We start from the raw sequence: 12016 nt of genomic DNA on the forward strand, positions 1-12016 counted from the left end.
GATCAGACCTCCGCCTTGATGGGAATCGTGCGCTTCTTGTCGCCGCCGAACAGGCTCACCTCGCTGGTGCCCTCGGAGCAGCCGTTGCCGAAGGTGAAGCCGCAGCCGCCGCGCACGTTGAAGGTGTTCTCGGCGTACTCGCGGTGGGTCGACGGGATGACGAAGCGGTCCTCGTAGTTCGCGATCGCCATCACGTGGTACATGTCCTCGACCTGCGCCTGCGTGATGCCGACCTGCTGCAAAACCGCCTGGTTGATCTGCCCGTCGACATGCTTGGCGCGGTGGTAGGCGCGCATCGCCAGCATGCGTTCGAGCGAGCGCACCACCGGCACGGTGTCGCCGGCGGTCAGCAGGTTCGCGAGGTACTTGACCGGGATGCGCAGCTGGTTCACGTCCGGGATCTCGCCGTTCGCACCCACATGCCCGGCGTTCGCGGCCGCGCTGATCGGCGACAGCGGCGGGATGTACCAGACCATCGGCAGCGTGCGGTACTCCGGGTGCAGCGGCAGCGCCACCTTCCACTGCACCGCCATCTTGTAGACGGGGCTCTTGCGCGCCGCCTCCATCCACTTGTCGGGGATGCCGTCGAGCTGCGCCTGCGCGATCACCTTCGGATCGAACGGGTCGAGGAAGATGCCGAGCTGTGCCGGGTACAGGTCGCGGTCGTGCTCGACGCTTGCCGCCTCCTGGATGCGGTCGGCGTCGTACAGCAGCACGCCGAGGTAGCGGATGCGGCCGACACAGGTCTCGCTGCACACCGTCGGCTCGCCGGCCTCGATGCGCGGATAGCAGAAGGTGCACTTCTCGGCCTTGCCGCTCTTCCAGTTGTAGTAGATCTTCTTGTACGGGCAGCCGCTCACGCACATGCGCCAGCCGCGGCACTTGTCCTGGTCGACGAGCACGATGCCGTCCTCCTCGCGCTTGTAGATCGAGCCCGACGGGCACGACGCCACGCAGGCCGGGTTCAGGCAGTGCTCGCACAGGCGAGGCAGGTACATCATGAAGGTGTTCTCGAACTGGCCGAGCATGTCCTTCTGCACCTGCTCGAAGCCGTCGAGGTTCTTGTCCTTGCTGCGCTTGGCGAACTCGCCGCCGAGGATCTCCTCCCAGTTCGGACCCCAGACGATCTTGTCCATCTGCTTGCCGGTGATCAGGCTGCGCGGGCGCGCGGTCGGCGTGGCCTTCATCTCGGGCGCCGACTGCAGGTGCTGGTAGTCGAAGGTGAACGGCTCGTAGTAGTCGTCGATCTCGGGCAGGTTCGGGTTCGCGAAGATGCGCATCAGCAGCTTCCACTTCGCGCCCTGGCGCGGCTCGATCTTGCCGCTGGCCTTACGGATCCAGCCGCCGTTCCATTTGTCCTGGTTCTCCCACTCCTTCGGGTAGCCGATGCCGGGCTTGGTCTCGACGTTGTTGAACCAGGCGTATTCCATGCCGGGCCGGCTGGTCCAGACGTTCTTGCAGGTCACCGAGCAGGTGTGGCAGCCGATGCACTTGTCGAGGTTCAGGACCATGCCGATCTGCGCGCGGATCTTCATGCGACTTCTCCTTCTGCCTGGACCTTCGGGATGAGTTCGTCCGCCACCGGCGTGTCGAGCCAGTCGACCTTGTTCATCTTGCGCACGACCACGAATTCGTCGCGGTTGGTGCCGATGGTCCCGTAGTAGTTGAAGCCGTAGCTGAACTGCGCGTAGCCGCCGATCATGTGGGTCGGCTTCAGCACGATGCGGGTCACCGAGTTGTGGATGCCGCCGCGCGCGCCGGTGATCTCGGAGCCCGGGGTGTTCACGATCTTCTCCTGCGCGTGGTACATCATCACCATGCCCGGCTTGACCCGCTGGCTCACCACCGCGCGGGCCGCGATCGCGCCGTTCAGGTTGAAGAGTTCGATCCAGTCGTTGTCCTCGATGCCGACCGACTTGGCATCGTCCTCGCTCAGCCACACGCACGGCCCGCCGCGGCTCAGCGTGAGCATCAGCAGGTTGTCGGTGTAAGTGGAGTGGATGCCCCACTTCTGGTGCGGCGTGATGAAGTTCAGCGCGATCTCGGGGTGGCCGTTCGGCTTGATGCCCTGGATGCCCGCGGTGGTCTGCAGGTCGACCGGCGGCCGGTAGCTGGTGAAGCCCTCGCCGAACGCGATCATCCATGGGTGGTCGAGGTAGAACTGCTGCCGGCCGGTCAGCGTGCGCCACGGGATCATCTCGTGCACGTTGGTGTAGCCGGCGTTGTACGAGACCGTCTCGCTCTCGATGCCACTCCAGGTCGGCGAGCTGATGATCTTGCGCGGCTGCGCCTGGATGTCGCGGAAGCGGATCTTCTCGTCCTCGCGGTGAATCGCGAGGTGGGTGTGGTCCAGGCCGGTCTGCTTGCCGAGCGCCTGCCAGGCCTTGACGGCGACATGGCCGTTGGTCTCGGGCGCGAGCTGCAGGATCACCTCGCACGCGTCGATGTCGGTCTCGATCTTGGGCATGCCGCAGGTCACGCCCTCGGCGGTCACCAGGCCGCTGAGTTCACCCAACTGCTTGACCTCGGTCTGGGTGTTCCAGGCGATGCCTTTGCCGCCGTTGCCGATCTTGTTCAGCAGCGGCCCGAGGGCGGTGAAGCGCTTGAACGTGTTCGGGTAGTCGCGCTCGACCACCTGCATGTTCGGCGCGGTCTTGCCGGGGATCAGCGCACACTCGCCGCGCTGCCAGTCCTTCACGTCGAAGGGCTGCGCCAGTTCGGCCGGGCTGTCGTGCATCAGCGGCGTGAGCACGAGTTCGCGCTCGACGCCGAGGTGGCCGACGCAAACCTCGCTGAACTTCTGCGCGAAGCCCTTGTAGATGTCCCAGTCGCTGCGCGATTGCCAGGCCGGGTCAACCGCGGTCGACAGCGGGTGGATGAACGGGTGCATGTCGCTGGTGTTGAGGTCGTTCTTCTCGTACCAGGTCGCGGTCGGCAGCACGATGTCGCTGTACAGGCAGGTGGTGCTCATGCGGAAGTCGAGCGTCACCAGCAGGTCGAGCTTGCCTTCGGGGGCCTTGTCGTGCCAGACGACTTCGGTCGGCTTGGCCTCTTCGGCACCGAGGTCCTTGCCTTGCACGCCGTTGCTGGTGCCGAGCAGGTGCTTCAGGAAATACTCGTGGCCCTTGCCCGAGGAACCTAGGATATTGGAGCGCCAGACAAACATGTTGCGCGGCCAGTTGTCGGGGTGATCCGGATCGGTGCAGCTCAGCTTGAGCGAGCCGTCCAGCAACGCCTTGACCGCGTAGTCCTTCGCCTCCAGGCCGGCGGCGGCGGCATCGCGCACCACCTGCATCGGGTTGGTCTGCAACTGCGGGGCGGACGGCAGCCAGCCCATGCGCTCGGCGCGCACGTTGTAGTCGATCATGCTGCCGGCGTAACGCTTCTTGTCGGCCAGCGGCGAGAGCACCTCGTCCATGCCGAGCTTCTCGTAGCGCCACTGGTCGGTGTGGGCGTAGAAGAAGCTGGTGCTGTTCATCTGGCGCGGGGGGCGCACCCAGTCGAGCGCGAAGGCCAGCGGCGTCCAGCCGGTCTGCGGACGCAGCTTTTCCTGGCCCACGTAGTGCGCCCAGCCTCCGCCGGACTGGCCGATGCAGCCGCACATCATCAGCATGTTGATGACGCCGCGGTAGTTCATGTCGCTGTGGTACCAGTGGTTCATCGCCGCGCCGATGATCACCATCGACTTGCCGTGCGTCTTGTGCGCGTTCTCGGCGAACTGGTGGGCCACGGTGATCAGCTGCGCGCGCGGCGTGCCGGTGATCTTCTCCTGCCACGCAGGCGTGTACGGCGTGTCGTCGTCGAAGCTGGTAGCGGCCAGCTCGCCGGGCAGGCCGCGGGCGATGCCGTAGTTCGCGACCTGCAGGTCGAACACGGTGGCGACAAGCGCCTCGCGCTTGTCGCCCGCCTTGCCGAGCGTGATGCGGCGCACCGGGACGGTCCGCACCAGCACGTCGGTCTGCACGTTGTTCGGGAAGTTCGCGCTGACCACGCCGCCGAAGTACGGGAAGCCGACCTTCGCGGTGTCGGTACTGGGCGTCGCGCCTTCCATCACCGAGAGCTGCAGCCTCACGTCGTGGCCGTGCCGCGCCTCTTTCGCCTCGAGGTTCCACTGCCCTTCGTCGGCGCGCCCGTCCGGACCCCAGCGGAAGCCGATCGCGCCGACCGGCAGCACGACCTTGCCGTCTTCGTCGAACGCAACCGTCTTCCACTCCGGGTTGTTGGCCTGGCCGAGCTTGCCGTTGAAGTCGGACGCACGCACGTAGCGGTCGGGCACCATCACCACCTCGCCGCCCGGCAGCGTGTGCTCCTTCAGCATCACCAGCATCGGCATGTCGGTGTAGCGGCGCACGTACTCGTCGAAGTACGCGCTGCGCTCGCCAGTGTCGGGGAAGTAGAAGTTCTTCAGGATCACGTGGCCCATCGCCATCGCGACCGCGGCATCCGTGCCCTGCTTCGGGTTCATCCAGATGTCGGCGAGCTTCGCGACCTCGGAGTAGTCGGGCGTGACCGCCACCGTCTTCGTGCCCTTGTAGCGGACCTCGGTGAAGAAGTGCGCGTCGGGCGTGCGCGTCTGCGGCACGTTCGAGCCCCAGGCGATGATGAAGCTCGAGTTGAACCAGTCGGCCGATTCGGGCACGTCGGTCTGCTCGCCCCAGACCTGCGGGCTGGCCGGTGGCAGGTCGCAGTACCAGTCGTAGAAGCTCATGCACACGCCGCCGATCAGGCTCAGGTAGCGCGAACCGGCGGCGTAGCTGACCATGCTCATCGCCGGGATCGGCGAGAAGCCGATCACGCGGTCGGCGCCGTGGCGCTTGATCGTGTAGACGTTGGCGGCGGCGACGATCTCGTTGACCTCGTCCCAGTTCGAGCGCACGAAGCCGCCGAGGCCGCGCACCTGCTGGTAGTCACGCCGCTTCGCGTCGTCCTCGACGATCGAGGCCCACGCATCGACCGGGTCGTGCGCCAGGCGCGCCGCGCGCCAGGTCTTGAGCAGACGGCCGCGCACCATCGGATACTTCACCCGGTTCGCACTGTAGAGGTACCAGCTGTAGCTCGCGCCGCGCGCGCAGCCGCGCGGCTCGTGGTTGGGCATGTCCCAGCGGGTGCGCGGGTAGTCGGTCTGCTGGGTCTCCCAGGTCACGATGCCACCCTTGACGTAGATCTTCCACGAGCACGAGCCGGTGCAGTTGACGCCGTGCGTGCTGCGCACGATCTTGTCGTGGGCCCAGCGGTTGCGGTAGGCGTCTTCCCAGGTCCGGTCCTCGCCGGTGGTGACGCCGTGGTCGCCGGCGAAGGCCTCGCGGGGCTGCGAGAAATAGGTCAGGCGGTCGAGGAAGTGGCTCATGGATTCGGGCTCCGGAAACTCGTGGCGGTCAGGGGTTCTTCACGTACGCGTTCTTGCGCAGGTAGAACCACCAGTTCAGCACCAGGCACAGCGCGTAGAAGACCGCGAAGCCGTACATCGCGACCTGCGGCGTGCCGGCCTTGATCTGGTCGCCGATCACGATCGGCGCGACGAAGGCGCCGTAGGCGGCGATCGCCGAGGTCCAGCCCAGCACCGGACCGGCCTGCTGGCGGTCGAAGATCACGCCGATGGTGCGGAAGGTCGAGCCGTTGCCCACGCCGCTGGCGAAGAACAGCACGATGAACAGGCCGAGGAAGGCCGGGAAGTACTGCTCCGGCGTGGCCGAGCCGTAGGCCTGCATCATCACGTAGCCCACCGCGACCGAGGCCACCACCATCACCGCCGAGATGATCTGCGTGACGATCGAGCCGCCGACCTTGTCGGCGATCCAGCCGCCGATCGGCCGCACTGCAGCGCCGACGAACGGGCCGATCCAGGCATAGGCCAGCACCGGCGGCGCGTTCGGGTTGTTCAGCGTGTGCTGCAGCACGCCGCTCGCGTCGGGCACATGGCTGACGCCGAAGATCACCTTCATCGACAGCGGCAGCGCCATCGAGAAGCCGATGAACGAGCCGAAGGTGACGATGTAGAGCATCGTCAGCGACCAGGTGTGCTTGTCCTTGAAGATCGCGAACTGCTTGGCGATGTTCTCCTTCATCGGGCCGAAGGCGGCGAGCTTCATGATCAGCAGCGCGGCGATCACGTCGAGCGGGATCGCGACCCACATGCTGATCAGGCCCAGACCGGTGGGCTTGGGCAGGTACAGGTACAGGCCGAGGATCGACGGGATGAAGGCCAGCGTGTAGAGCCAGGTGATCTTGGCGAACGCGACGATCGGCGTGCCGGTGTCGGCCGAGACCGTCTTCAGGTTGTTCATGCCGAACCAGCACAGGATGGCCAGCGGCACCAGCGACAGCACCCACGCGAAGCCGGCGTTCTGGATCCAGGTCGGCGTACCTGCGGCGATCTTGCCGAAGATCCAGCCGCTGTCCTTCAGCAGCGTCATCGGCTCGCCGCCCAGGCTGCCGAAGATGCCCAGCGTCATCACCAGCGGGATCACGATCTGCATCGTCGTGACGCCGAAGTTGCCGAGGCCCGCGTTCAGGCCGAGCGCCGTGCCCTGCAGCCGCTTCGGGAAGAAGGTGCTGATGTTGGACATCGAGCTGGCGAAGTTGCCGCCGCCCACGCCCGACCACAGCGCCATCAGCTGGAACGCCCACAGCGGCCAGTCCTTGTGCTGCAGCACGATGCCGGTGCCCAGCGCCGGCGCCAGCAGCATCGCGGTGGTCAGGAAGATCGTGTTGCGCCCGCCGGCCAGGCGGATCAGGAACGAGGCCGGAATGCGCATCGTCGCACCGGCGATGCCGGCGATCGCGGTCAGCGTGAACAGCTCGGCCTGCGTGAACGGGAAGCCGAGGTTCATCATCTGCACGGTGATGATTCCCCACATGCCCCAGACCGCGAAGCCGCACAGCAGCGCCGGCACCGACAGCCACAGGTTGCGGTAGGCGATCGCCTTGCCGCGGGCGGCCCAGAAGGTCTCGTCCTCGGGGCGCCAGTCGGCGATGTCGGCGCCCTCGGCGGCGGGCGGCACGGCGATGCCGGGTTTGAGCACGTTGTTCATGGGGTTCCTCGAAGGTGGGGAGCGGTCAGCCCTGCAGGCTGAACGCCTGGGCGTTGCGGCCAATGACCTCGGTGCGCCGCACCTCGGTCCAGTACATCCAGATCAGCGAGACCCAGACCACGCCGTACATCAGCATGAAGGCGCTGGAGCGGATGCCGGTGAGATCCATCAGCGCGCCGAACATGATCGGCAGCACGAAGCCGCCCATGCCGCCGGCCAGACCGACGATGCCGCTGACGGTGCCGATGTTGGTCGGGTAGTCGTCGCTGATGTACTTGAAGACGCTGGCCTTGCCGAACGCGAACGCGATGCCGAGCAGGAACATCAGCCCGGTGAAGGCGTAGACGTTGAGCCCGAGGTGGAACGTGCGCGGGCCGCCGACCGTCAGCACCGTGAAGTCGGTCTGCGGATACGACAGCAGGAACAGGCAGATCCAGCTGACCCACAGCACCCACCAGGTCACGCTGTGTGCGCCGTACTTGTCCGACAGCCAGCCGCCGACCGCGCGCAGCACGCCGCCCGGCAGCGAGAAGCAGGCTGCCAGCAGCGCGGCGGTGCGGATGTCCAGCCCGAACTCGCCGACGTAGTACTGCACCATCCACAGCGACAGCGCCACGTAGCCGCCGAACACGATGCTGTAGTACTGGCAGTACTTCAGCACCCGCGGCTCCTTCAGCATCTTCAGCTGGTCGCGAAAACGCGTGTTCGACGGCACCAGGTGCGCCGGGTCGCTGGCGCTGAGCAGCCAGAACAGCACGACGGTGCCGAGCATGATGGCGGCGTAGACCTTCGGCACCATCGCCCAGCCGAAGGCGACGACCAGCGCCGGCGCGACGAACTTGTTGACCGCGGCGCCCGAATTGCCGGCGCCATAGATGCCCATCGCGAAACCCTGACGGCTCTTCGGGAACCAGCGCGCGACGTACGGCGTGCCGACCGAGAACGAGCCGCCGGCCAGGCCGACGAACAGGCCGATCACCAGGAAGTGCCAGTACGCGGTGGCATAGCTCATCAGCCAGATCGCCGGCACCGTGATCGCCATCAGGATCGTCATCACGAGGCGGCCGCCGTACTTGTCGGTCCAGATGCCGAGCGGCACGCGGATCAGCGAGCCGGTCAGCACCGGCATCGCGGTCAGCAGGCCGAACTCGGTGGCGTTCAGTCCCAGCGTCTTCTTGATCGGGATGCCGATCACGCCGAACATCATCCACACCATGAAGCACACGGTGAACGCCAGCGTGCTGACCAGCAGCACCGCCAGTGCCTGGCTCTTCTTGCTCATCGCGTCGCCCGCTCGTTTCGCATGCGGCCACTGTAGGAATGGCCGCCGTCTCGCGGTATCCGTCAGCTGGGGCGGCGCGGCGCGGCAGAAGAACTAGCGGCGCCGCGCCGCCATCGTCCTGTCGAACTACCCGCGCGGGAACATCACGCGCGCTTGCGCTGGATCAAGCCAGGCCGTGCTCGGCTGCGATCACGGCAGCGTGGACGCGCGAACTCACCTCCAGCTTGCGCAGGATGTGCTGGACGTGGATCTTCACGGTCGTCTCGGCGATGCCGAGCGTGCGCGCGATCTCCTTGTTGCCCTGGCCGCGGGCGATGCCACGCAGGATGTCGAGCTCGCGGCGCGACATCACGTCCAGCCGCGACGCCGGCGCCACGGCCGCTAGCGGGGGGTCGGCGGGCACGGCGCGCGCCGCGCTCGCATCGCGGTAGGCCGCGACCAGCTTGCCGGTCATCTCCTGCGCGACGACGCTCTCGCCGCGCACCGCGCGCCGGATGGCCTGCGACAGCGCGTCGCCCTCGATCGTCTTGAGCAGGTAGCCACACGCGCCGCCGCGCAGCGCGGCCGCGAGGTCGCGCTCGTCCTCGCTGACCGTGAGCATCAGCACCTTCGCGCCGGGCGCGGCTTCGTGCAGCGCCGGCAGCGCGTCCACGCCGTTGACGCCGGGCAGGTGGTTGTCGAGCAGGATCACGTCGGGCCGCAACTCGCGGGCGCGGCGCTGCGCCTCGCCGGCGTCACCGGCGTCGCCGACGACCTCGAACTGCGGGTCGCGCTGCAGCAGCGCCGTGAGCCCGCGCCGGAACAGGGTGTGGTCGTCGACGACCAGGATGCGGATCGTGGCGGCGTCGCTCATGGGCTCATGCCACCTGGGGTTGCCGTGCCGCGGCGTCCGCCGGCACCGTCCGCCGGGCCGGCGGCAGCGTCAGCACGACCGAGGTGCCGCGCTCGGGCGTGGACAGCACGTCGAGGTCGGCGCCGAGCCGCTCCGCGCGCTCGGCCATGATGCGCAGGCCGACATGCGTCTCGTCCTGCCGCAAGCCCGGGCCGGCGAAGCCGCGGCCGTCGTCGCGCACCTCGAGCCGCCACTGCGGCTGCTTCTGCACGTCCAGCCACACCTGGCTCGCCCCGGCATGCTTGCGCACGTTGGACAGCGCTTCCTGCACGATGTGCAGCACCTGGATCTGCGTGTCGGGGGTGAGCGGCAGGCCGTCGCCCTGGATCTGCAGCGCGGTCTTCAGGCCGGTCTGGTGCTCGAACTTGCGCAGCGTCGTCATCAGCGCGGGTTCGATGTCCTCCGCGTTGGCGCGGGTGCGGAAGTGCATCAGCAGTTCACGCACATCACCATAGCTCTCGCGCACGCCGAGGTCGATCTCGCCGAGCACGTGCTGCACCTGGGCGGCGTCGCCGTCGGCCAGCGCGTCGCGCATCAGCTGAACCTGGATCTTCAGGAAGGCGAGCGACTGCGCGATCGAATCGTGCAACTCGCGCGCCAGGAAGCTGCGCTCCTGCGACACCGCCGCCTCGAGGCCGAGCGCGTTCAGGCGCAGGTTCTCCATCGCGCCGGCCAGCTGCACCGTCAGCGCCTCCAGCAACGAGCGCTCGGGCTCGGCGACCTCGACCTGGGCGTGGAAAAACAGGTCGACCTCGCCCATCAGCCGGTCGTGCAGGCGGATCGGGATCGACACCACGGTCTCGAAGCCCGCTTTCGCGCAATGCCGCATCCGCGCCGGCTGCATGGCGCGGATCGGGATCACCCTTGCACCGCCGATCGCGGACGGCGCGGCGCAATGGCAATCGCCGGCGGTCAGGCAGTGCTCGGCGTCGACCATCGCGGGCGGCAGGCCCAGCGAGGCCAGCATCAGGAAGCTGCGGTTCGCCTCGTCGGACCAGCGCAGCGCCACGCCGTCGGCCCGCGCGATACGCACGATCCGCTGCGAGAAGCCGGTGGCCAGGTCGTCGAGCGTGACCGCGCGGGTCACGAGGTTGGTGACTTCCAGCAGGCTCTCGAGCCGCTCGTGCTTCTCCTCCAGTTGCGCGGTCTTCTGCTGCACGCGCGCCTCCAGGTTGCGGTACATCGACTGCAGCTGCCCCGCCATGTCGTTGAACCCGGCGCCGAGCGCGCCGAACTCGTCGGTGGTCGTGCACTCGACTCGCGCGCCCAGGTCACCCCCCTGGAGGCGACGGATCGCCTGCTTCAGCAGCCCGACCGGCTCCAGCACGAACCGGTAGCCGGTGTAGAGCAGCACCCCGGCCCCCACCACGGCCAGCGCCATCAGCGCGAGCTGCAGCAGGTGCATCAGCGAGGTCCAGCGCGACAGGTGGGCCTCGATGCCGTCCACCAGCGCGTCGATGTGCGAGACGAACGTCGAGGTCGCCGCGCCCAGCGCGGCCGGCGTCGCGGCTGCCGTCGGGACGCCGGCCGCGCGCTCGCGGTAGCGCAGCCAGTCCTGCTCGACGGTGGTGAAACGCTGGCGCACCAGATCGTCCCACGGCACGAACAGCGGGCGCTCGGGGTCGCCGTTGCGCAGCAGCGCCAGGCTGCGGTCGAACTCGGCCACCCGTTGCGGCAGGGCCCGCGCGTCGCCGGCCGACAGCGACAGCATCATCCGGTAGGCCTGCATGCGCATGCGGCCCGCCTCGTTCACCGACGCGGCACCCCCTTCGAGCTGCAGGGACATCCACACCAGGACCGCGATCGAGCACAGCGCCGCCAGCAGGAACGGCGTCGCGACCAGTGCGAGCTTGGCGCCTAGTGGCCAGTGACGGATGGTGGGCATCTGGCGGAAGAGGCCTTCGTGGTGTGGCGCCGAGGGTCGGCCCTGAGCCGGGGACAGAGCTTGCGCTAGCGCAAACCAATGTCAAGAAAGTGTCTGCACGATGGATCTCGCCACCCCTGGACACCATGGAACACGCCAGCCTGATCATCATCCGCCGCGAGCACCGCGCGCTGTCGGCGATGCTGCGCGCGATCGTGCTGCTTCTGGACGCCCACCGCAAGCGGGGCACCCTGCCCGACTTCGGCGCGTTGCGAGCCATGCTGTTCTACGTCGACGAGTTCCCCGAACGCCTGCACCACCCGAAGGAAAGCCGGTTGCTGTTCCCGAAGCTGCGCGGGCGCGACGCCGCGACCGATGCACTGCTGGAGCGGCTGGAGCGCGAGCACTCCCACGGCGAACACGCGATCCGCGAGCTGGAGCACGCGCTGACAGGGTTCGAGATGATGGCCGAGACCGAAGAGTGCGATGAGCGCCGTGCCGTCTTCGAGCAGGCACTGACGATCTACATCGACCGTTACCTTGAGCACATGAAGACCGAGGAAGCCCACGTACTGCCGCTGGCCGAACGCGTGCTGAGCGCCGGCGACTGGGTCGAACTCGATGCCGCATTCGCGACCAACCGCGACCCGCTGGCCGGCGCCGAGCCGGTCGCGGCGTACCGGCCGCTGTACCTGAAGATCCTGCATGCGCTGCCCGCGATGGGCGGCGTGGCCGGCGCGCTCGAAGCGCTCGCAGGATCCGGTCCCGCGCGCTACCGCTGGCCGCACGGCTGACCCGGCCGCGCCCGACGCAGGCGAGCCCTTCGTTCCGGGGGGATGGCCTGCGTCCGATCCCGATTGACACGACCGGGTCGAATCCTATACTTCACCTCGTTCCCAAAACAAAACGTCGTTCTATTCTTCAGAACGCACGCAGCGGGCCTCGAT

At 67.7% G+C, this 12016-nt stretch carries 7 protein-coding genes; 1 reads left to right on the forward strand and 6 read right to left on the reverse strand.

The features are described 5' to 3' along the window. Positions 1-2: 2 nt before the first annotated feature. From narH to ACWH49_RS05575, 6 genes are all read right to left on the reverse strand, one after another. Positions 3-1535 carry a nitrate reductase subunit beta gene (narH, locus tag ACWH49_RS05550; RefSeq protein ID WP_448170555.1) on the reverse strand — a complete coding sequence of 511 codons (1533 nt, stop codon included), beginning with the start codon at positions 1533-1535 and terminating at the stop codon, positions 3-5. After that, a complete protein-coding gene (locus tag ACWH49_RS05555; protein ID WP_448170556.1) occupies positions 1532-5347 on the reverse strand; it encodes a nitrate reductase subunit alpha in 3816 nt (1271 codons plus the stop codon). The genes narH and ACWH49_RS05555 overlap by 4 nt, the downstream gene beginning before the upstream one ends. Positions 5348-5375: 28 nt before the next feature. Beyond that, the gene (locus ACWH49_RS05560) at positions 5376-7031 is read right to left on the reverse strand and encodes an MFS transporter (protein WP_448170557.1); all 1656 of its coding nucleotides are present in this window, start codon (positions 7029-7031) and stop codon (positions 5376-5378) included. A gap of 25 nt (positions 7032-7056) precedes the next feature. Next, positions 7057-8313 (reverse strand): MFS transporter, encoded by a 1257-nt coding sequence (locus tag ACWH49_RS05565; RefSeq protein WP_448170558.1) that lies wholly within the window; start codon positions 8311-8313, stop codon positions 7057-7059. Positions 8314-8476: 163 nt separating this feature from the next. Beyond that, the gene (locus tag ACWH49_RS05570; protein WP_448170559.1) at positions 8477-9166 is read right to left on the reverse strand and encodes a response regulator; all 690 of its coding nucleotides are present in this window, start codon (positions 9164-9166) and stop codon (positions 8477-8479) included. Between the two features lie 4 nt (positions 9167-9170). After that, entirely contained in the window at positions 9171-11090 is a 1920-nt protein-coding gene (locus ACWH49_RS05575) for a type IV pili methyl-accepting chemotaxis transducer N-terminal domain-containing protein (protein ID WP_448170560.1), read from the reverse strand. 125 nt (positions 11091-11215) lie between these two features. Between ACWH49_RS05575 and ACWH49_RS05580 the strand changes: the two genes are divergently transcribed. Continuing rightward, positions 11216-11863 (forward strand): hemerythrin domain-containing protein, encoded by a 648-nt coding sequence (locus ACWH49_RS05580; RefSeq protein WP_448170561.1) that lies wholly within the window; start codon positions 11216-11218, stop codon positions 11861-11863. The last annotated feature ends 153 nt before the right edge of the window (positions 11864-12016 follow it).

Source organism: Rhizobacter fulvus (genome assembly GCF_964020785.1).